Here is a 21,098-nt window from a genome sequence, read left to right on the forward strand (position 1 = left end):
CGCACCGATGCTGATCAGGTCCTGGGACCGCGGCGACGAGGACGAGTGGCGCGCCTGGCTGGCCGAGGGCCGCGACTTCGGCCTGATCGCCGCCAACGGCCGCCCCGGCGAGGGCCCGGTGCTGGTCCCGACGCACTTCCTGCTGGACGCCGAGCTCGGCGAGATCCTGCTCCACCTCGCCGCGCCCAACCCGCTGCTCGCCGCCGTCCGGGCCGACCCGAACGTCACCCTCGCGGTCACCGACGGCTACGCCTTCGCCCCCGGCCACTGGCGCGGCGCACCCGGCACGCCCACCAGCTACTACGCCTCGGTCCACTTCCACTGCACGGCCGAGATCGTCGAGTCGGCCGCGGGCAAGGCGGAGCTCCTCAACCGGCAGCTGGCGCACTTCCAGCCGGAGACCCCGGAGGTCCGGGTGGTCCCCGGCGAGGGCGAGTTCGCCCGGCTGCTGCCCGGTCTGCGCGGGCTCCGTCTGACGGTCCGCGAGGTGCGGGCCAAGTTCAAGTACGACGACAAGAAGCCCGCCGAGGAGCAGCACGCCATCGCCGAGCGCCTCACCGAGCGCGCGAGCGGCCCCGCCCGCCGCCGCGACCAGGACACCGCCGCCCGCACCCAGCTGCTGCGGCGCCACCAACGGCGCGCGGCCAGGGCACGCGCCGCCGACTGACCCCGGATCACCCGATCGGCCATCAACTCGGGCAGGTCGGCCGCCGCGCTGCTCGAATGTGAGACGAGTCCTGCCCTGCCGTCGGCCCGGGCCCGTCCACCTCGGGGAGCGCACGTGTCCACAGTCCACAGTCAGCGGGCTTCCGGCGAGGCCCACCTCGGGCACGTGGTGTTCATCTCCGCGGCGGCCGCCATGGGCGGCTTCCTGTTCGGCTACGACAGCGCGGTGATCAACGGTGCGGTGACGGGCATCCAGAAGCACTTCGGGGTGGGCCACGGCACCACCGCCTTCGTGGTGGCCATCGCGCTGCTCGGCTCGGCCGCCGGCGCGGTGGTCGCCGGCCGGTTGGCCGACCACCTCGGCCGGGTGCGCACGATGCTGCTGGCCGCCGTACTCTTCGCGGCCAGCGGCATCGGCTCGATGTTCCCGCCGAACATCGAGCTGCTCGCCGCCTGGCGTGTGGTCGGCGGCGTCGCGATCGGCATCGCCTCGGTGATCGCGCCGACCTACATCGCCGAGGTCGCCCCCACCGCCTACCGCGGCCGGCTCGCCTCCTTCCAGCAGATGGCGATCGTGCTGGGCATCACGGTCTCCCAGCTCGCCAACTGGGCGCTCAACCAGGCCGCCGGCGGCGAGTCCACCGGCCACCTCGCCGGCATCCAGGCCTGGCAGTGGATGCTCGGCGTCGAGGCCATCCCGGCCCTGGTGTACGGCCTGATGGCGCTGTCCATCCCGGAGTCGCCGCGCTTCCTGATCGCCGACCACCGTGAGGCGCAGGCCCGCGAGGTGCTGGTCGAGGTCGAGGGCGAGGGCGTCGACCTGGACGCCCGGGTGGCGGAGATCCGCGCGGTGCTGGAGTCCGCCCACAAGCCCCGGCTGAAGGACCTGCTCGGCGGCCGCTTCGGTCTGCTGCCGATCGTCTGGGTGGGTATCGGCGCCTCGGTGTTCCAGCAGTTCGTCGGCATCAACGTGATCTTCTACTACTCCTCCTTCCTCTGGCAGTCGGTCGGCATCAACGAGTCCAACTCGCTGCTGATCAGCCTCTCCACCTCGATCATCAACGTGATCGGTACGGTGATCGCGATGGTCCTGGTGGACCGGATCGGCCGCAAGCCGCTCGCCCTGGCCGGCTCCGTCGGCATGGCGATCGCGCTGGGCACGGCCGCCTGGGCGTTCTCCTACCGGCACGGCACCGGCAACACCGCCACCCTCGACACCACCCACGCCACCGTCGCCCTGATCGCCGCGCACGTCTTCGTGCTCTGCTTCGCCTTCTCCTGGGGCGTGGTGGTCTGGGTGCTGCTCGGCGAGATGTTCCCCAACCGGATCCGGGCGCTGGCGCTGTCGGTCGCCGCCTCGGCCCAGTGGATCGCCAACTGGGCGATCACCGTCAGCTTCCCGAACCTCGCCGACTGGAACCTCTCCGCGACGTACGTCATCTACGCGGCCTTCGCGCTGCTCTCCATCCCGTTCGTGGCCTTCTGCATCAAGGAGACCAAGGGCCGCGCCCTGGAGGAGATGGGCTGAGAAGCCGCTCCCTTCCGCACCCACGCCGCACGCGGCCCGACCCACCGAGAGGAAGCCATGCCTGACCAGGGCGGCTCCCGGCAGAACGTCACTTTCCCGAGCAACGGCCGCACCGCGCACGGGTACCTGGCCCACCCTCCGCAGGGGGTCGGGCCCGGCCTGGTGGTGGTGCAGGAGTGGTGGGGGCTCACCTCGCACGTCGCGGACATGGCCGACCGCTTCGCCGCCGAGGGGTTCACCGTCCTCGCCCCCGACCTGTTCGGCGGCGCCACCACCCACGACCGCGCCGAAGCCGCCCGCCTCAAGCGCGAACTCCCGGTCGAACGGGCCGTCGAGGACCTCTCCGGCGCCGTCGACTACCTGCTCTCCCTGGACGGCACGGTCGGCGACGCGGTCGGCGCGGTCGGCTTCTGCATGGGCGGCGGCTTCGCCCTGCTGCTCGCCGCCCGGTCCGGGGACAAGGTGGCGGCCGTGGTCCCCTTCTACGGCCTGCCGCCCGACCCGGACTTCGACTACCGCGGTCTGACCGCCCACGTCCTGGGGCACTACGGCGAACGCGACGGCTCGATCCCGATGGCTGCCGTGGACGAGGCCGCGATCCGGATCGGCGAGGCCACCGACGTCCGCCCCGAAATCCACTTCTACCCGGCCGGGCACGCCTTCATGAACGACGAGAACCCGCTCGGCACCTACGACGCCCTGCAGTCCCGGATCGCCTGGCGCCGCACCGTCACCTTCCTCCGGGGCCACCTCGGCTGACCGCCGTCCAGGTGTCAAAACCCCATGGACACCTGTACGAACTCAAGGCCATAGTCGCTGGGTGCCGACCCCACCCCCACTGACGGCCGCCCGCCGCTTCGCCTGGGCGAGCCGCGACTTCCGCATCCAGACCGCCGCCACCGTGATCAGCGGCCTCGGCAACGCCGGCGCCCCCATCGCCACCGCCTTCGCCGTCCTCGGCAACGGCGGCACCACCGCCGAGGTCGGCTACGTCACCGCCGCCCGCCTGCTGCCCACCGTCCTGCTCCTGGTGGTCGGCGGGGCCCTCGCCGACCGGCTGCCACGCCACCACATCATGGTCGCCGCCAACCTGTTCAGCGGCGTCGCCCAGGCCGTCCTGGCCGCGCTGGTGCTGGCCGGGAACGTCCAGCTGTGGCACCTGCTGGTGCTCTCCGCCGCCGGCGGCGCCGGATACGCGCTCTACTCCCCCGCCGCCGGCGGCATGATCATGCAGGCCGTCCCCCAGGAGCACGCCGCCCGCGCCTTCTCGGTGTTCCGGATGGGCCAGAACGCCTCCCAGATCGGCGGCGCCGCCCTCGGCGGAGCGCTCACCGCCGCCTTCGGCCCCGGCTGGGTGCTCGCCCTGGACGCGCTGTGCTTCCTGATCGCCGCCGCCCTCCGGTTCTTCCTGGAGCCCGGGTCCGCGCCCGCCCCTTCCGGCGCCAGCATGCTGCGCGACCTGCGCGAGGGCTGGCAGGAGTTCGCCTCCCGCCGCTGGCTCTGGGTGATCGTGCTGCAGTTCTCCGTGCTGGTCGCCTGCATCAACGCGGTCGAGGCCGTGTACGGGCCGACCGTGGCCGAGGACCGGCTCGGCGGCGCCGGCGCCTGGGGCCTGGCGATGTCCGCCTACGGGGCCGGCCTGGTGGTCACGGGCCTGCTGATGGCGCGTTGGCGCCCCCGCCGGATCCTGCTGGTCGGCAACTGGGGCGTGTTCCTGTTCGGTGCGCCCGCCCTGGCCCTGGCCGTCTCCGCACCACTGCCGGTCCTGGTCGCCGCGATGTTCCTGTCCGGGGCCGGCGTCACCGTCTTCGGCGTCAACTGGATGGTCGCGCTCCAGCAGGAGATCCCGGAGGAGATGTTCTCCCGGGTCACCGCCTACGACGAGCTCGGCTCCTACTCCCTGGCCCCGGTCGGCACCGCGCTGGCCGGCCCGGCCGCCACCGCGCTCGGCCTGTCCGGCGCGCTCTGGGCCTGCGCCGTGCTGTGCCTGCTGCTCAGCGCCGCCGTCCTGCTCGACCCCCAGGTCCGCCGGCTCACCCGCCGGAGCCCCCACCGAAGCACCCCGGACGCACCGGTGCCCGCCCCGGAGCCCGCACCCGCGCCGTGAGCGCCCTGTGCGCCCCGCGTGCGCCCGCCGACGAGCAACCAGTGCTGCCCGTGGTTCGTCCGAGCACGTAGGACACACCATCCACTCGGGGAGCCCACCGGTGCCGAAGCCACTGCTGTTCCTGGACGTCGACGGGGTGCTGAACCCGGTCTGTCCGCATCCGGACGCCGGGTTCGACTCCCATACCCTGCTCGGCTACGCCGTCCTGCTCGCCGCCGAGCACGGCCTGTGGCTGCGCGAACTCTCCGGAACGTACGAGCTGGTCTGGGCCACCACCTGGGAGGAGCAGGCCAACACCCACATCGCCCCGGCGATCGGCCTGGACCCGCTCCCCTTCGTCCGCTTCACCGGGTACGTCCCGCAGCCCGGCGACCCGCGCGTCCCGCTGATGGGGTTGTTCTCCGCCCGCAAGTGGGCCCCGCTGCTGCGCTACGCCGACGGCCGTCCGTTCGCCTGGGTGGACGACGTCATCCCGTCCCGGCTGGTCCGCAGGTCGCTGTGGCGCCGCGACCGGTTGCTGCTGCCGATCGATCCCGGCCAGGGCCTGGAGCGCCGGCACGTCGACCGGCTGCTCGCCCGCCCGCCGCGCGGCCGGGCGTCGGCGGCCAAGGGAGCGGCGGTCAGGGGGTCGGCAGCCAGCTGACGTGCCCGGCGAGCAGCGCGTACCCGACGAAGGCCACCGTGTCGATCAGTGCGTGCGCCGCCACCAGCGGCATCACCCGCCCCCAGCGCCGGTACAGCAGGCAGAACACCGCCCCCATCACCATGTTGCCGACCAGCCCGCCGACCCCCTGGTACAGGTGGTACGAGCCGCGCAGCACCGAGCTGGCCACCACCATCGCCGGCCAGGACCACCCCGACTGCCCCAGCCTGCGCAGCAGGTAGCCGAGGACGACGACCTCCTCCAGGATCGCGTTCTGCCAGGCCGAGAGCACCAGCACCGGTACCCGCCACCAGACGTCCGGCAGCCCGGAGGGCGCGACCGTCAGGTTGTACCCGGCCGCCTGCGCGGCCAGGTACAGCACCAGCCCGGAGCCGCCGATCACCGCCGCGACGGCCGAGCCCCGTCCGAGGTCGCGCAGCTTCTGGCGCAGGTCGAAGCCCAGGACCCGCAGCGACGTTCCCTCGCGTACCAGTAGGTAGCCGACCAGCACCACCGGCATCAACCCGCGCCCGATGTAGTAGAGCTGCCACACCAGGTCCAGCCAGGGCCGCCCGGGCGCGCGCGAGCCGTTCAGCGTGGCGACCTGCTGGCCGAGCTTGAGCGGTTCGGTGAGCGAGCCCGCGAAGCTGATCAGCGCGCCGATCCCGCTGGCCCCGAGCGAGAGGCCGAGGACGATCAGCAGCTCCACGCCGAGCAGCCGGCGGGTGGGCTGGACGGTCTCCGGCGCGGTCGGGCGGGTTGTCACGAAGGCTCCAGCGGACGGGCGGTCGCTCGGGTGGTCGGCCGACCACCGGAGCGATCATCCTGACACAGCCGAGGCGCTAGCCGACCGGCCAGGTGTGCACCGGCTCGCCGCCGCGCATGTGCTCGGCGTAGCGCCTGGTCATCGCGGCGAGCGCGGCCGGGCGGTCCATCCCGTACCGCTCGCGCAGCCGGTGGAAGGTCGCGCTCTGCCAGGCCGCGCCGTTGGTGCGGCGCAGACAGCGCTGCTCGATGATCCCCAGGTAGCGGTCCCGGTCGGCGGGCTCCACGCCCCACTCGTCCAGCCCCTGGTAGGCCATCGGCAGCAGCTCGCCCAGCACCAGGTCGACGGCGGAGACGGTCTGCAGCCCGCCGCCGCGGCCCGCCCGGCCGGGGCGCGGCCACTGGAACACCGCGTCGATGCCGTACCGGGCGCCCTGGCGGAAGTTCTCGTCCGCCCGCTCGAACGGCAGCCGGGTCCAGACCGGCCGGGGCTGCTCGGCGAGCACCCGCACCAGCCCGTAGTAGAAGGCGGCGTTGGCCAGCGTGTCGGCCACCGTCGGGCCGGCCGGCAGCGCCCGGTTCTCCACCCGCAGGTGCGCGACCCCGCCGGAGACGTCGTAGACCGGCCGGTTCCAGCGGTAGATGGTGCCGTTGTGCAACCGCATCTCGGCGAGCCGGGGCGCACCGCCGGAGGCCAGCACCTTCAGCGGGTCCTCGTCGTCGCAGATCGGCAGCAGCGCCGGGAAGTAGCGCAGGTTCTCCTCGAACAGGTCGTACGCCGAGTCCACCCAGCGCTCGCCGAACCAGGTGATCGGGCGCACGCCCTGGGCCTTGAGCTCCGCCGAACGGGTGTCACAGGCCTGCTGGAAGAGCACCGGACGGGTCTCCCGCCACAGCTCCCGGCCGAACAGGAACGGGGAGTTGGCGCCGAGCGCGAGCTGCGGACCGCAGATCGCCTGGGCGGCGTTCCACACCGAGGAGAACCGCTCCGGGGTCACCTGCAGGTGCAGCTGCAGCGAGGTCGCGGCGGCCTCGGCCACCATGGTGATCGACTCCAGCTGGAGGTGCTCGACGCCCTCGATGTCCAGCGCGATGTCCTCGCCCCGGGCGGCCAGGATCTGGTCGCTGAGCAGGCTGTACCGCTGGTTGAGGCTCATCGCGTCCAGCCCGGTGTGGTCGTGCTCCAGGGTCGGCAGGATGCCCACCATGACGATCCGGGCGCCGGCCTCGGCCGCCCGCCGGTCGGCGTAGCGCAGCCCGGTGTCGATCTCCTCGCGCAGCTCCTCGAAGACGTGCCCGCAGAGCCGGTGCGGCACGATGTTGACCTCGATGTTGAACTGACCCAGCTCGGTCTGGAAGTCACTGGAGCCGATCGCGCTCAGCACCTGGGCGTTGCGCATCACCGGCAGGCCCTGCTCGTCGGCCAGGTTGAGCTCGATCTCCAGCCCCATCACGGCCCGCGGCCGGTCGAAGCGGTCCTCGCGCAGCATCCGCCCGAGCGCGTCGAGGCAGGCCTGGAGCTTGAGCCGGTACTGCTGCCGGTCCGCCAGATCCGCCCGAGTCGCCACGACCTTCTCGCCCATGGTCCCCTCCTCCTGAGACACCCGGCCGACCGACCGTGCAAGCATCATGCCCACCTCGAAGATCGATACCCGAATGCCTGTACTGGCTTGCAATGCAAGGCAACTGACGGAAATTCAGACCATCTGCAGACTTGCCCGACGCCACGGCCTGTGATAAACAGATCACCCTGCGCATTTGTTCGATGAATTCGAGGAATCCGCACTGCGCTCCGGCCGGTCCCTTCCCGCCCCGAGTCCCTCGTCGACGGCGGCGACCGTGCCGGCTCCGCGATCCTGCACAACCGGACATGGCCAGGCCCCGTCACCGTAGACGCACCGCGCCACGCCGGTATGCCGCACTCGCACGCCGATCTCGCTTGGAGAGGCGGACCCCGCCATGACCCTGCAGACCCCCCAGCCCCCGCCGAGCGCCCTGCGCGCGGTCCTGGGCGCGCTCGACTCGGACACCGCGCTGCGCCAGCCCGCCGCCGCAGCACTGCGTCACCCGACCGGACCACTGCTCCCCGCGCATCCACTCGCGGTGCACGTCCTGGACGGCCCGCGCCCCGATCTCCCCGCCGCCCACCGGACCGGCTGGCGCTTCCTGATCAAGGACGGCGCCGACGTGGCCGCCGCCGCCGAGGTGGTGCAGAGCGCAGAGGGCCACACCTTCTCCCACTTCACCGCCGGCCCCTACCTCTCCTCCACCGTCCGGGCGCTGCGCGAGGCCTGGCAGCTCGCCCAGAGCTCCCGCGCCCGTTGCCAGCCCCGGCTGCTCACCTTCCCCGGCCAGTACGCGACGGCGCTCTGGTTGCACAGCCCCGACGCCGGCCCGACCGCCGACCTGCTGATCCCGCTCGCCCCGGCCCCGCTCGGCGTCACCGCGCACCGCGCCTACCCGGCCGCCGAGCTGCTGCCGCTGCTCGCCCGCGCCCCGCTCGCCGGGCCGCTGCTCCTCGGCTCCTCCTGAATCGGCGCGCTCCCGCCCCTCCGCACCGGCCGCCGGGCCGCCCGCCCGGCGGCCCTTCGCCGTACGCACCCCGCTCGGCGGTTTCACCCGAACGGCCGATGGATTCACCCGAACGGCCACCACCGAAACGGGCCACTCGCAATGGCCCCACCGGGCCATGCCCCGGCTGACCCATCGGTGCGCGATTTTCCCCCGGCCCCACCTGAACGGGTGATCTCTGCCCGGTAGTTGTGGCGCATGTCACGAAATCGCTGCGCGCGCGCCCGTAGATGCCGACACTGGGAACCAGCGTGGAAGGACCACCTGTCCTACCCACTTGAGCGCTGGTCAAACCTGGCTGGCGCGCGGACAGGATCCGACTGCCGCGGCGGCCCCGGACGGCACCACCTCCGGGACCGCACCACGGGGAGGATCGCAGAGCGAAGCGAGGGTACGCGTATGTGCCAGCACCGTCCTGAGTGCCCGTCGGCCGAGTCCGAGGACCGCGAGGCGGCCGTGCCGGTGGCCTGCCACCCGGAGCAGGGCTGGAGCCTGCTCTGCAACGGCGTCGTGCTGTTCGAGGACACCGGAGAGCTGCTGCCCGACGGCCGGGTGATCGCCCCGCGCCGTCCCGTCGCCCACGCGGCCTGAGAGACCACGGGCCGGGACAGCACTGACTGAGAATGGGGGGCGGACCGCTCCGTACGGCCGGAACCGTACGGCCCGGAACCGCCCCGCGGGGGCAGCCGCCGCCCTGATAGCGCGGGACACGGGGCAGGGCCCCGGCGGAAACGATCCGCCGGGGCCCTGCCTCATTGCCCGTCCGATGAGGATCAGACGCCGTACTCGTCCAGCGGCGGGCAGGAGCAGACCAGGTTGCGGTCGCCGTACGCGCCGTCGATCCGGCTCACCGGCGGCCAGTACTTGTCCGCCGGGTTCACGCCGGCCGGGAAGACCGCCTCCTGCCGCGAGTAGCCGTGCGCCCAGTTGCCGGCCAGGGTGGCGGCGGTGTGCGGGGCGTTACGCAGCGGGTTGTCCTCGGCGGCCCACTCGCCCGAGCCGACCTTGTCGATCTCGGCGCGGATCGCGATCATCGCGTCGCAGAATCGGTCGATCTCGTGGAGGTCCTCGGACTCGGTCGGCTCGATCATCAGCGTGCCGGCCACCGGGAAGGACATCGTCGGCGCGTGGAAGCCGTAGTCGATCAGGCGCTTGGCGATGTCGTCCACCGTCACGCCCGTCTCCTTGGTCAGCGGGCGCAGGTCGATGATGCACTCGTGCGCGACCAGCCCGCCCGGGCCGGTGTAGAGCACCGGGAAGTGCGGCGCCAGCCGCTTGGCGATGTAGTTGGCGTTCAGCACCGCGACCTGGGTCGCGTGCTTGAGGCCCTCGCCGCCCATCAGCCGGACGTACGCCCAGGAGATCGGCAGGATCGCCGCCGAGCCCCACGGCGCGGCCGAGATCGGGCCGACGCCGGTCGCCGGGCCGGCCTCCTCCTGCAGCGGGTGGTTCGGCAGGTACGGCGCCAGGTGGGCGCGCACCGCGACCGGGCCGACGCCCGGGCCGCCGCCCCCGTGCGGGATGCAGAAGGTCTTGTGCAGGTTCAGGTGCGAGACGTCCGCGCCGAACTTGCCCGGCTTGGCCAGGCCGACCAGGGCGTTCAGGTTGGCGCCGTCCACGTAGACCTGGCCGCCGGCCTCGTGCACCAAGGCGCAGATGTCGGTGATCTGGGTCTCGTACACGCCGTGGGTCGACGGGTAGGTGACCATCAGCACCGAGAGGTTGTCGCGGTGCTGCTCGATCTTGGCCTTCAGGTCCTCGACGTCCACGTCGCCGTCGACCAGGGTCTTCACCACGACCACGCGCATGCCGGCCATCACCGCGGAGGCGGCGTTGGTGCCGTGCGCCGAGGACGGGATCAGGCAGACATCGCGCTGGGTGTCGCCGTTGGCGTGGTGGTAGGCGCGGACGGCCAGCAGGCCGGCCAGCTCGCCCTGGGAGCCGGCGTTCGGCTGGATCGAGACGGCGTCGTAGCCGGTGACCTCGACCAGCTGCTGCTCCAGCTGGCGGATCAGCGTCAGGAAGCCCTCGGCCTGGTCGATCGGGGCGAAGGGGTGCAGCTGGCCGAACTCCGGCCAGGTCACCGCCTCCATCTCGGTGGTCGCGTTGAGCTTCATGGTGCAGGAGCCCAGCGGGATCATGCCGCGGTCCAGCGCGTAGTCCCGGTCCGACAGGCGACGCAGGTAGCGCAGCATGGCGGTCTCCGAGCGGTGGCTGTGGAAGACCGGGTGGGTCAGGTACTCGTCCTCGCGCAGCAGCGCGGCGGGCAGCGTCTCGGCGGCCTCGGCCACCTCGACGGCGGGAACGCCGAACGCGGCCCAGACACCGGCCAGGTGCTCGCGGGTGGTGGTCTCGTCGGTGGAGATCGAGATCCGGTCCGCACCGTCCTGGTGGACGTTGATGCCGTGGGTGCGGGCGGCGGCGGCGATCTCGGCGGCGCGACCCGGGACGACGGCGGTGACGGTGTCGAAGAACTCGCCGTGCAGCAGCTCGACGCCGCCGGCCCGCAGGCCCTCGGCGAGGCCGGCGGCGTAGCGGTGGGTGCGGCGGGCGATGTCGGCCAGACCGTCCGGGCCGTGGTAGACCGCGTACATCGAGGCCATCACGGCGAGCAGCACCTGGGCGGTGCAGATGTTGCTGGTGGCCTTCTCGCGGCGGATGTGCTGCTCGCGGGTCTGCAGCGCCAGGCGGTAGGCGCGGTTGCCGTCGGCGTCGACGGACACGCCGACCAGGCGGCCGGGCAGCGAGCGGGCGTACTCGGCACGCACCGACAGGTAGCCGGCGTGCGGGCCGCCGAAGCCCATCGGCACGCCGAAGCGCTGCGAGGTGCCGCAGGCGATGTCGGCGCCCAGCGAGCCCGGGGACTTGAGCAGGGTCAGCGCCAGCAGGTCGGCAGCCACGGCGACGATCGCTCCCAGCCCGTGCGCCTGCTCGATCACCGGGGCGAGGTCGCGGACCACACCGGTGGCGCCCGGGTACTGCAGCAGTACACCGAAGACGCCGCGCTCGACGATCTCGGCCGGGATGCCCTCGGACAGGTCGGCGACGACGACCTCGACGCCGGTCGGCACGGCGCGGGTGTTGATCACCGCGACGGTCTGCGGCAGAGTCTCTGCGTCGACCAGGAAGACGCCGCCCTTGACCTTGGTGACGCGGCGGGCCAGCGCCATCGCCTCGGCGGCCGCGGTGCCCTCGTCCAGCAGCGAGGAGCCGGAGGTGGGCAGACCGGTCAGGTCGGAGACCAGGGTCTGGAAGTTGAGCAGCGCCTCCAGGCGGCCCTGCGAGATCTCCGGCTGGTACGGGGTGTAGGCGGTGTACCAGGCCGGGTTCTCCATGACGTTGCGCAGGATCACCGGCGGCGTGAAGGTGCCGTAGTAGCCCAGGCCGATCATCGGCTGGAGCACCTTGTTGTGGCTCGCCAGCTCGCGCAGCTCGGCGAGGACCTGCGCCTCGCTGCGGCCGGCGGGCAGGTCCAGGGCGGTGATGGAGCGGATCGCCTCGGGAACGGCCGTGGCGGCGAGCTCGTCCAGCGAGCCGTAGCCGACGGACGCCAGCATCTTCTCCTGCGCGGCGGCGTCGGGGCCGATGTGGCGGTTCTCGAAGGGGCTGGCCAACTCAAGCTCGGTGAGGGTCGAGGCGCCGGTGGGGCGTCCCGCGTTCGGCTGGGCGTTCATGGTGGTCGAGGCCTCCTGGTCACGGACCGGCGGGGGCACGCACGCCGAACGGCGTTCACCGCTGCGGACAGCGGATCGGCCTGGGCGGACGAACCCGAAAGGCCTCCCCCTCTGTCATCGGGACCTGAGAGCTTCGCCCGCACGTCGCGCTGGTGGCGCTCCGTCGGCTTGCACCGTCGGTGAGGGTGGTGATCGCCGGCTCACGCGCCGGCGGTCCTGCCCTGCTTTCCAGAGTGACCTATCCCGCACGGTACGGATGCCTGAGAGATTCCGGGGAGGAGTTGCTCCTTCGGCGCCCCGACCAGCGGTTTTCGCCGTCGGGGACTCTCCCGAGCGGGCTCGGCGGTCGCCGCCCAGGGTACCAGCGGGAGGGCTTCCGATCACGGGTGTGTCAGGTCACTCGAGGTCTACGCGCGTCCCCCGAACGGCCCAGCGCGGAGCCCGTCCGGCGCACCCCGGTCGCGCCCGTCCGATTCATGCCGTTTGGTGTGAAGTGGCGGACGGGACGGTGCTCCGACCGCCGTACCTGCGGGAGTTCCGCAGGCGCAGCGCACTGGAGGCAAGAGTGCAGACCGACATCGACCCCCGGGACCTCATCGGCCACAAAGCGGTCGACCGCAACGGAGACAAGATCGGAACGGTCGACGAGGTGTACCTGGACGACGCCACCGGCCAGCCGGAATGGGCCGCCGTCCGGACCGGCGTCTTCGGCCGGGACGCCTTCGTCCCGCTCGCCACCAGCGAGTTCTCCGACAACGAGCTCCGGGTGCCGTACGACAAGTCGCTGGTGAAGGACTCGCCGGACTTCGGTGTGGGCCAGCACCTCTCGCCTGCCCAGGAGCTCCAGCTCTACCGCTACTACGGCCTGGACACCCGGGTGGACGGCCGCCCGGCCGCCGAGGAGGGCGGCCGGACCGCCCAACCCGACCTCGACTTCGGCGCCACTCCAGCCGCCGAGGAGAGCGGCCGGACGGCCCGACCCGACCTCGACTTCGGCACCACTCCGGCCGCCGAGGCCACCAAGCCGCTCGCCTTCCGCGCCCCCGAGCCCGGCCCGACGACGACGAGCACCACCACCAGCAGCACCGCCGAGGCCACCAAGCCGCCCGCCTTCCGCGCCCCCGAGCCCGGCCCGACGACGACGAGCACCACCACCAGCAGCACCGCCGAGGCCACCAAGCCGCCCGCCTTCCGCACCCCCGCACCCACCCCCACCGTCGAGCCCAAGCCACGGTCCACCGAGACCAGGACCACCCACGCGCCCGCCACCGGCGCCGCCGCCCCCTCGGCCCCGAGCGGCCCGGTCGAGATCACCTGCCGCGAGGAGCGGCTGGACATCACCACCCAGTGGCACATCCTGGGCACCGCGAAGCTGCGCAAGTACGTGACCACCGAACAGGTCGAGCGCCGCGTCCCGGTGGTCCGCGAGCGTGTCCGGGTGGAGCGCATGCCGGTGAGCGAGGCCGAGCGCTCCGCCCTCACCGAGAAGGCGATGGCCGAGGCGGTCGAGCAGGTCACCCTCCGCGAGGAACGCCTGGTGGTCCGCAAGTACCGCGCCCCGATCGAGCGGGTCCGCCTGGTCGTCGAGCGCTACACCACCGAGGAGATCATCCGCGAGGAGCTCCGCCGCGAACACGTCGAAGTCCACGACAACACACCCACCACCCCCACCCCGCCGACGAACGCTCCTTCGCCACCCCCCACCTCGCCACCCCCTACCCCGCCGCCCCCTACCCCCGACTCGCACGCCGCCCCACTTCGCACCCTTCCCTGACGCCTCGCCCCGATGGCCCCGGACACCGTCCGGGGCCATCGCCATGCCCTCACTCCCCTCCCCACAAGCCCGCCGCAGGCGCCCCCTCCCCGGCGCCCCCTCCGCACAAGCCCGCCGCAGGCGCCGACCGTTCGCCTTTGCCAAAGCTTAACCACTCGATATTTGACACTCTGAAGTATCTCCCCGCATGATTACTTCAGTTCATTCACTATGTACGGGAGGAAGCAACCGTGAGTGAGGCACCCCAGCCCACCACCGCGGCCGAGAAGCAGAGCAACGCCCGGGTCCTGCCGGCCCTCATCCTGGCGATGCTGTCGTTCAGCGTGGTGCAGACCGCGGTCGTCCCGATCCTGCCCTCGCTGGCCAAGGAACTGGACGTCTCCGCGTCCAACATCACCTGGCTGATGACCGCCAACCTGCTCTCCGCAGCCGTGCTGACTCCCCTGCTGGGCCGCTTCGGCGACCTCCGGGGCCGCAAGCCCATGCTGCTCATCTCACTGGTCGGCCTGGTCGCCGGGTCGGCGCTGGCGGTCAGCACCCACTCCTTCACCTGGCTGATCGTCGCCCGCGTCCTGCAGGGCGCCGGCGGTGGCGTGATGCCGCTGGCGATCAGCATCGTCCGCGACGAGCTGCCCAAGCAGAAGGTGACCGGCGGCGTCGCCGCCATCAGCGCCTCGATGGGCGTCGGCTCCGGCCTCGGCCTGGTGGCGACCGGTCTCCTGCTGGAGCACTGGAACTACAAGTCGATCTTCTGGATGGGCCTGGTCTTCGGCCTGATCGCAGTCGCCCTGGTGGCCTTCCGCGTCCCGTCCGACCCGGTGACCGACAAGGACGGCGGCGCCGACCCGCTCGGCGCGATCACCCTGGCCGGTTGGCTCTCCGCCCTGCTGGTCGCGGTCAGCCAGGGCAACCACTGGGGCTGGACCTCCACCAAGACCCTCGGCCTGTTCGCCGTCGCCGCCGTGGTCGCCCTGATCTGGGGGATCATCGAGACCAAGGTCTCGCACCCGCTGGTGGACCTGAAGATGATGTCCCGTCCGGCCGTGGCCTTCACCAACCTGGCCGGCCTGCTCATCGGCTTCGGCATGTACGGCTCGTTCATGGTCATCAGCAACTTCGCCCAGACCCCGGAGAAGTTCGCCCACTACGGCTTCACCGCGACCGTCCTGCACGCCGGTGTGATGCTGCTGCCGTCCGCGATCGGCTCGATGGTGGCCGCCCCGCTCGGCGCCCTGCTGATCGCCCGCCGCGGCCCCCGTCTGCCGCTGGTGCTCGGTGGTGTCCTCGGCGCCGTCGCGATGGCCTACCTGGCCCTGCGTCACAGCCACGAGGGCGACATCTACACCGCCGCTGCCGTCTTCGGTCTCGGCATCGGCCTCGCCTTCGCCGCGATGCCGGCCTTCATCAACGGCGCCGTCCCGGTCGAGCAGAGCGGCATCGCCAACGGCATGAACTCCGTGCTGCGCACCGTCGGTGGCGCGATCGGCACCGCCGTGATGACCGCCATCCTGACCGGCGACACCATGAAGCTCCCGATCAAGATCCCGGTGCTGCTGCCCACCCTGGACGCCTACAAGCACGCCTTCTGGACCACGGCCGTCGTCTGCATCGTCGCCGGTGCCGTCCCGTTCCTGATCCGCACCGTCAAGCCGGCCGCCACCGCCCTCGGCGGCTCGGCCCCGCAGGACTCCAGCGCCAAGCTGGTCAAGACCGACGCCTGACCAGGCGTCCGGCCCGCGCGCTCAGGGACAGGGCGCGCGGGCCCGGCCTCCATACGTCGCGAGGGCATCACGAACGTGCGGAGTCCGGCACGGTATGCGGCCCCACCCGGTATCCCCACCGGGTGGGGCCGTTCCGCGTCCCGAACCCGTCAGCCCGCCGAGTCCCCCGCAGCATCCGTGCCCTCAACCCGCCGCAGCGGCAACGGCCGCGCCGGTTCCAGCGCCGGGTCGTCCACCGCGAAGGTCCGCACCCGCCCCGGTTCGCTCCACGGCGTCTCGAACCGTACGGTGACCCGACCGACGCCGCTGCCCTGCACCCACCCCGGCCCGAACTCGCCGTGGTGGACGTCCTGTCCGGGCATCCAGCGCCGCACCACGACCTCCTCCGGCTCGTCCTCGACCTCCGCCGTCCCGGCCGCCTCGGCGTGCTCCGCCTCCTCCTCCCGCAGCGCCTGCGCGAACAGGTCCTCCTGGGTGTAGTCGGCCAGCTGGGCCACGCCCACGCCGAGCAGCCGGATCCCGCCGGTGATGTCCACCTGCTCGGCCAGCCGTCGCGCGGTCGCGGTGATCACCGCCTCGTCGTCGGTGGGCCCGCCGAGGGTTTCCGAGCGCGTCAGCGTCGAGAAGTCGAACCGCCGGACCTTGAGCACCACCGTCCGCCCCGAACGCCCGGCCGCCCGCAGCCGCCGCACGCACCGCGCGGCCAGCGCCTCGACCTCGCGCAGCACCCGGTCCCGGTCGGCCAGGTCCACCTCGTAGGTGTCCTCCACCGAGACCGACTTGGCGTCCTGGTCGGCGACCACGGGCCGCTCGTCCAGGCCTATCGACATCTGGTGGATCCCGGCGCCGTGCGCCCGTCCGAGCAGCGCGACCAGCTCCGCCTCCCCCGCCTCCGCGAGGTCCGCCACGGTGCTCAGCCCGGCCCGCCGTAGCACCTGCTCGGTCGCCGGCCCGATCCCGGGCAGCGCCCGTACCGGCATGGGCCCGAGCACGGCGCGCTCCTGCCCCGGCTCGATCATCACCAGCCCGTCCGGCTTGGCCCGCTCGGAGGCGATCTTCGCCATCAGTTTGGAGCCCGCCGCCCCGACCGAGCCGGTCAGCCCGGTGAGCCGGTGGATGTCCGCCCGCAGGTCCTCCGCCAGGGCGAGCACCAGCCGCTCACCGGTGTCGTGATCCGCCTCCGCCAGCACCGGGCCGTACGGACCGGCCTCCAGGTCGACGAAGGCCTCGTCCAGGCTCAGCGGCTGTACCAGCGGCGACAGCTCCCGCAGCAGCCCCATCACGATCTCGCTGTTCCGCCGGTACGCCTCGAAGCGCCCGGACAGGAAGGCCGCGTTGGGGCACAGCCGCCGCGCCTGAACCATCGGCATCGCCGAGTGCACCCCGAACCTGCGTGCCTCGTAGGAAGCCGTGGAGACCACCCCGCGCCCGCCGAGCCCGCCGACGATCACCGGCTTGCCGCGCAGGCTCGGCTTGGCCGCCTGCTCCACCGCCGCGAAGAAGGCGTCCATGTCGAGGTGGATGATGCTCGGCAGAGATCGCACCCGCTGATCATCGCGCACGGGTCCGACAGTGCGTACGAACCCGGCCGGGTCCCGGCGGCCGACCCCCGGCGGCTACCGCTCCGCGGCCTGCGCCAGCGCCTTCGGGATGCCGTCCTCCTTGGGCCCGAGCAGCGCCGGGTCCGGCCGCAGCCAGGCGTTCACCGCTGCCTTGCCCGCCCCGGCGATCTCCCGCAGCCCGCCGTACAGCCAGGTGGCGTCGTGCAGCTCGGGCACCCCGACCGCGTACGACCGGATGCCCGCCGCCTCGCACAGCGCCAGCGCCCGCCGGACGTGGAAGTCCTGGCTGACCAGCACCGCGCGGTCCACCCCGAAGATCCGGTGCGCCCGGGTGCAGGAGTCCCAGGTGTCGAAGCCGGCGTAATCCCGGACCACCTTCTCCTGCGGTACCCCGTGCTCGGTCAGGTACCGGTACATCGCGTCCGGCTCGTCGTACGAGACCCGCCCGTTGTCCCCGGTCACCAGGATGGCCTGCACCTTCCCCTCCCGGTACAGGTCCAGCGCCGCCGTCAGCCGGTGCTCCAGGTACGGCGAGGGCTTGCCCTGGTCCAGCCCCGCACCGAACACCACCGCGACCGGCGCGGACGGCGCGCTCTCCACCGTGCCCACCCGGTCCCCCGCCGCGATCCACAGCCAGGCGCTCGGCGCGAGCGCCAGCGAGCACAGGAGCGTCGTCACCTGGAAGACCCTGCGCTGGGTACGGCGCTCCCGCAGCCGCACCCGCATCCCCACCGCCCGGCGCCGCAGCAACCCCGATATCCCGGTGCCGACCCTCACGTGCCCTCCCTCGACCGTTTCACCAGGCAACACGACGAGGCCGTGGGCCCGAACGGTTCCCCGTCCGGGCCCACGGCCTCGTCAAGATCGGTGGCCCACCACCGGCCGGTCAGGCCGGTGCCTCAGACCGCCCGGTTGCGCCGCTGCGCCAGCTCGTCCGCCGGGTCGTTCCCGACCAGCGTCTCGCCGGTGTCGGTCCGCTCCGCGTGCAGCCGACCGAGGGTCAGCTCCAGCTCGTGCCAGACCGCTCCCACCGCGATGCCGAAGACCCCCTGACCGCCCTTCAGCAGATCGACCACCTGCTGCGGCGTGGTGCACTCGTACACCGTCGCGCCGTCACACATCAGCGTCAGCCCAGCCAGGTCGCCCTGGTCGGTGGACTGCAGATGGGCAACGGCCACCCGGATGTTCTGCAGCGAGACGCCCGCGTCCAGCAGCCGCTTCACGATCTTGAGCAGCAGGATGTCACGGAAGCTGTAGAGCCGCTGGCTGGTCGCCGGGTACGCCGTCCGGACGCTGGGCTCCAGCAGTCCGGTGCGGGCCCAGTAGTCCAGCTGGCGGTAGGTGATGCCGGCCGCCGCACAGGCCGTGGGGCCGCGGAAGCCGAGCAGTTCGGACGTCGGGGCCAGCCGCTCGATGGCGGGCTGACCCGGCTGTACGGCCGGGAACCTGCCCATCCTCGGCAGGTCGGTTACGGTGCGAGCGGTGCGGGGCACGTGCACGGCGCACAGGCCTCCCGCGGCCGCGTCATCGCCGGTGCTGCTCATGCCTACCTCCGTCCACTTGTGCTGCGGGCAACCCGACTGCGGGCATCGGCCACCCGGACAGCCACTCCTGACGGTAGGCAGTCCCCTATGACCCGTCAACGATCGCCACGCCGGGCCAGACAAACCACATCACTCAGGAGAGTGGTTTTTCGTGCCCCTAGTGTGGGTAGGTCGACGGTTTTTGGCAAAACGGCGCGTGAAACAGCCACTCAGGCCGTCCGCGCTACTGCGGACCGCTGCCCCCGAAGTCCTCGGGCGACACCTGGTCGAGGAACTCGCGGAACTTCTCGACCTCGTCCTCCTGCTCGTCCGGGATCGCGATGCCCGCCTCCGCGAGCACCTCCTCGCTCCCGTAGATCGGCGTGCCGGTGCGCAGGGCGAGCGCTATCGCGTCGGACGGCCGGGCACTCACCTCGACCCCGCCGGCGAACACCAGCTCGGCGTAGAACACACCCTCCCGCAGGTCGGTGATCCGGACCTCGGTGAGCTGCTGACCGAGCGCTTCCAGGACGTCCTTGAACAGGTCGTGCGTCAGCGGGCGCACCGGAGTCATGCCCTGCTGGGCGAAGGCGATCGCGGTCGCCTCGCCGGGGCCGATCCAGATCGGCAGGTAGCGATCTCCCCCGACCTCCCGCAGCAGCACGATCGGCTGGTTGGAAGGCATCTCCACTCGGACACCCACGACGTCGAGCTCATTCACACAGGCAACCCTATGGCTCCGACCCCGGATATGAAAGCGCAGGACCGACGCCGCTGGTCAGCGCGATGCACCCCCGGCGGGCGGGGACGCTTCGGACGCTATGCGCGGGTCCGCAGACCGGCCTGGACCATCGCCGCGTGCAGCCGTACCGACAGGGTCGCGAGCTCCCGCGCGGTGGCCTCCGCGTGCGCCCGGGTCTGCGGGTTCCGGTGCCGCCTCAGCGGCGCCACCACCTGCTCCACCAGCGCGATCTCGCGGTCCGCAGCCGCCTTCATGGCTCTCAGGTGCCGGGGCTCCAGCCCGTACCGGCCGAGCTCCGCGACCAGCCGGGCCACCTGCAGCGCCTCGCCGTCGTACCCGCCGTCCGGGCCCGGCGCCACCAGCCCGTACGACTCCCACTCGGCCAGCTCCCGCTCCCCGGCCTCGGCGGCGGCCAGCAGCTCGGCGCGCCCCAGTCGGACCCTGGACGGGACGTCGGCCGAGGCCACCAGTTCGCGATCGGCCTCCTCCACCGGCCCGGGTCGGTTGTCGGAGGCGGTGGGCAACGCGGGCGGGGCCTCGCCGCGCTCGATCGCGTCCAGGTGCTCGCGGATCACCCGCAGCGGCAGGTAGTGGTCGCGCTGCATCCGCAGCACGTAGGCGAGCCGCTCGACGTCGGCCGGGCTGAACTTGCGGTACCCCGAGGGAGTCCGCTGCGGCTCCACCAGCCCCTCCGCCTCCAGGAAGCGGATCTTGGAGATGGTCACCTCGGGGAAGTCGTCACGCAGGAAGGCCAGCACCGCGCCGATGCTCAGCAGTTCGTCACCGCCGTGCCGCCGCCCGACGGGCCGATCCGGCTGCCTGGGTCCCGCGACCACCCCGCGCCCGCCCCGGTCCGACTGCGGACCGGACGACGCGGGGTAGGCCGCCCCGAGAGAAGAAGAGGTATCGCTGCTCACTCGGGCTCCTGCCGACGTTGGATTCAGTACCCCCGGTTGTGGCCGGCGAAGAACACCAGCCGGTACTTCCCGATCTGCACCTCGTCGCCGTTGTTCAGCGACACCTCGTCGATCCGCTCCCGGTTGACGTAAGTGCCGTTCAGGCTGCCCACGTCCGCGACGCTGAAGCCGGCCGGGGTGCGGCGGAACTCCACGTGGCGGCGCGAGACCGTGACGTCGTCCAGGAAGATGTCGCCCTGCGGGTGGCGGCCGGCCGTGGTGACGTCCGAGTCCAGCAGGAAGCGGCTGCCCGAGTTCGGGCCGCGCTGGACGATCAGCAGGGCCGAGCCCGGCGGCAGCGCGTCGATCGCCGACAGCACCTCGGCCGACAGGGCCGGCGTGGTGCCGGTGCCGGTCGTGGTGTTGGGGTCGTAGGACTCCAGGCCGGAGATCGAGATGGTCGAGGTGGTCTCCGCCGCCCCCTCGGGCAGCAGACCGCCACGCAGCGCGGTCCCGCAGTTGGAACAGAAACGGGCCGCGGCCGGGTTCTGGTTACCGCACCGGGGGCACGGAGTGGGGCCAGCCATGTTCACAGCCTCCTGGCGCGGCACACCCGACGGGTTGTGCCCGGCGTACGGGTCCGGAGCAAACCCTCCACCAGAGGTTGAGGGTGCTGACGGGAAACCTATGCGCGGGTCGTCGGAAGGGTCAACCGACACGCCGTAGCCCGCCGAATTCCCCGTGTACTGGGCGGCGCCGCCGTCCCGGTACAGCTGCTGTCCGGCGTACGGTGCGGCCTCGGGAGCGGGGCGCATGCCCGGCACTGCGGGCTCGTCCTCCGGCCGACGGTGCCGGGCGGTGGGCGCCTCGACGGCGGCCGCGTCACGGTCCTTGTTGCGACCGAACAACTTCGAGAAGAAACTCAC

The 21,098-nt window shown here is 72.4% G+C and carries 17 protein-coding genes, 2 pseudogenes and 1 riboswitch; of the genes and pseudogenes, 10 read left to right on the forward strand and 9 right to left on the reverse strand.

Annotation, left to right across the window (positions count from 1 at the left end; translation table 11 throughout):
• The first annotated feature begins 7 nt into the window (after positions 1-7).
• The 5 genes from ACH4E7_RS26495 to ACH4E7_RS26515 all read left to right on the forward strand — a co-directional run bounded on the left by ACH4E7_RS26495 (position 8) and on the right by ACH4E7_RS26515 (position 4,944).
• The gene (locus ACH4E7_RS26495; protein WP_396251540.1) at positions 8-667 is read left to right on the forward strand and encodes an FMN-binding negative transcriptional regulator; all 660 of its coding nucleotides are present in this window, start codon (positions 8-10) and stop codon (positions 665-667) included.
• A 114-nt stretch (positions 668-781) separates the two neighbouring features.
• Complete coding sequence (locus ACH4E7_RS26500) at positions 782-2,194, forward strand: sugar porter family MFS transporter (RefSeq protein WP_396251541.1); 1,413 nt, start codon at positions 782-784, stop codon at positions 2,192-2,194.
• A 57-nt stretch (positions 2,195-2,251) separates the two neighbouring features.
• Positions 2,252-2,953, forward strand: coding sequence for a dienelactone hydrolase family protein (locus ACH4E7_RS26505; RefSeq protein ID WP_396251542.1), 702 nt, complete (start codon positions 2,252-2,254; stop codon positions 2,951-2,953).
• A gap of 61 nt (positions 2,954-3,014) precedes the next feature.
• Positions 3,015-4,301, forward strand: a complete 1,287-nt coding sequence (locus ACH4E7_RS26510) for an MFS transporter (protein WP_396251543.1) — start codon at positions 3,015-3,017, stop codon at positions 4,299-4,301.
• A 100-nt stretch (positions 4,302-4,401) separates the two neighbouring features.
• Positions 4,402-4,944: an HAD domain-containing protein gene (locus ACH4E7_RS26515; RefSeq protein ID WP_396251544.1), complete on the forward strand. Its 543-nt coding sequence runs from the start codon at positions 4,402-4,404 to the stop codon at positions 4,942-4,944.
• Here ACH4E7_RS26515 and ACH4E7_RS26520 read toward each other — a convergent pair.
• Both ACH4E7_RS26520 and ACH4E7_RS26525 read right to left on the reverse strand, forming a co-directional pair.
• Positions 4,922-5,710, reverse strand: a complete 789-nt coding sequence (locus ACH4E7_RS26520) for a CPBP family intramembrane glutamic endopeptidase (RefSeq protein ID WP_396251545.1) — start codon at positions 5,708-5,710, stop codon at positions 4,922-4,924. The two genes, ACH4E7_RS26515 and ACH4E7_RS26520, sit on opposite strands and share 23 nt — an antisense overlap.
• Before the next feature lie 76 nt (positions 5,711-5,786).
• Positions 5,787-7,292 (reverse strand): glutamate--cysteine ligase, encoded by a 1,506-nt coding sequence (locus tag ACH4E7_RS26525; RefSeq protein WP_396251546.1) that lies wholly within the window; start codon positions 7,290-7,292, stop codon positions 5,787-5,789.
• Between the two features lie 376 nt (positions 7,293-7,668).
• Between ACH4E7_RS26525 and ACH4E7_RS26530 the strand changes: the two genes are divergently transcribed.
• Both ACH4E7_RS26530 and ACH4E7_RS26535 read left to right on the forward strand, forming a co-directional pair.
• The gene (locus tag ACH4E7_RS26530; protein ID WP_396251547.1) at positions 7,669-8,241 is read left to right on the forward strand and encodes a hypothetical protein; all 573 of its coding nucleotides are present in this window, start codon (positions 7,669-7,671) and stop codon (positions 8,239-8,241) included.
• A 438-nt stretch (positions 8,242-8,679) separates the two neighbouring features.
• Positions 8,680-8,871 carry a DUF5999 family protein gene (locus ACH4E7_RS26535; RefSeq protein ID WP_380613480.1) on the forward strand — a complete coding sequence of 64 codons (192 nt, stop codon included), beginning with the start codon at positions 8,680-8,682 and terminating at the stop codon, positions 8,869-8,871.
• Positions 8,872-9,053: 182 nt separating this feature from the next.
• Here ACH4E7_RS26535 and gcvP read toward each other — a convergent pair whose 3' ends face one another.
• Positions 9,054-11,954, reverse strand: coding sequence for an aminomethyl-transferring glycine dehydrogenase (gene gcvP, locus ACH4E7_RS26540; protein ID WP_396251548.1), 2,901 nt, complete (start codon positions 11,952-11,954; stop codon positions 9,054-9,056).
• Positions 11,955-12,192: 238 nt separating this feature from the next.
• Positions 12,193-12,296, reverse strand: a riboswitch (glycine riboswitch).
• Between the two features lie 223 nt (positions 12,297-12,519).
• Between gcvP and ACH4E7_RS26545 the strand changes: the two are divergent.
• The 3 genes and pseudogenes from ACH4E7_RS26545 to ACH4E7_RS26555 form a co-directional block, all read left to right on the forward strand.
• A pseudogene (locus ACH4E7_RS26545) lies at positions 12,520-12,915 on the forward strand (PRC-barrel domain-containing protein); the annotation flags it as partial.
• A 360-nt stretch (positions 12,916-13,275) separates the two neighbouring features.
• Positions 13,276-13,728: pseudogene (locus ACH4E7_RS26550) on the forward strand (DUF2382 domain-containing protein); the annotation flags it as partial.
• Between the two features lie 230 nt (positions 13,729-13,958).
• Positions 13,959-15,449, forward strand: a complete 1,491-nt coding sequence (locus ACH4E7_RS26555) for an MFS transporter (RefSeq protein WP_396251549.1) — start codon at positions 13,959-13,961, stop codon at positions 15,447-15,449.
• 149 nt (positions 15,450-15,598) lie between these two features.
• Here ACH4E7_RS26555 and ACH4E7_RS26560 read toward each other — a convergent pair whose 3' ends face one another.
• From ACH4E7_RS26560 to ACH4E7_RS26585, 6 genes are all read right to left on the reverse strand, one after another.
• A complete protein-coding gene (locus ACH4E7_RS26560) occupies positions 15,599-16,993 on the reverse strand; it encodes a DNA polymerase IV (RefSeq protein WP_396251550.1) in 1,395 nt (464 codons plus the stop codon).
• Between the two features lie 72 nt (positions 16,994-17,065).
• The gene (locus tag ACH4E7_RS26565) at positions 17,066-17,737 is read right to left on the reverse strand and encodes a vancomycin high temperature exclusion protein (RefSeq protein ID WP_396251562.1); all 672 of its coding nucleotides are present in this window, start codon (positions 17,735-17,737) and stop codon (positions 17,066-17,068) included.
• Positions 17,738-17,910: 173 nt separating this feature from the next.
• The gene (locus ACH4E7_RS26570; protein WP_396251551.1) at positions 17,911-18,555 is read right to left on the reverse strand and encodes a MerR family transcriptional regulator; all 645 of its coding nucleotides are present in this window, start codon (positions 18,553-18,555) and stop codon (positions 17,911-17,913) included.
• A gap of 223 nt (positions 18,556-18,778) precedes the next feature.
• Entirely contained in the window at positions 18,779-19,255 is a 477-nt protein-coding gene (locus ACH4E7_RS26575) for a bifunctional nuclease family protein (protein WP_030303568.1), read from the reverse strand.
• A gap of 98 nt (positions 19,256-19,353) precedes the next feature.
• Entirely contained in the window at positions 19,354-20,049 is a 696-nt protein-coding gene (locus ACH4E7_RS26580) for a MerR family transcriptional regulator (protein WP_396251563.1), read from the reverse strand.
• A 167-nt stretch (positions 20,050-20,216) separates the two neighbouring features.
• Positions 20,217-21,098, reverse strand: a complete 882-nt coding sequence (locus tag ACH4E7_RS26585; RefSeq protein ID WP_396251552.1) for an FHA domain-containing protein — start codon at positions 21,096-21,098, stop codon at positions 20,217-20,219.

The sequence above is a fragment of the Kitasatospora sp. NPDC018058 genome, assembly GCF_044327205.1.
Lineage (GTDB): Bacteria > Actinomycetota > Actinomycetes > Streptomycetales > Streptomycetaceae > Kitasatospora.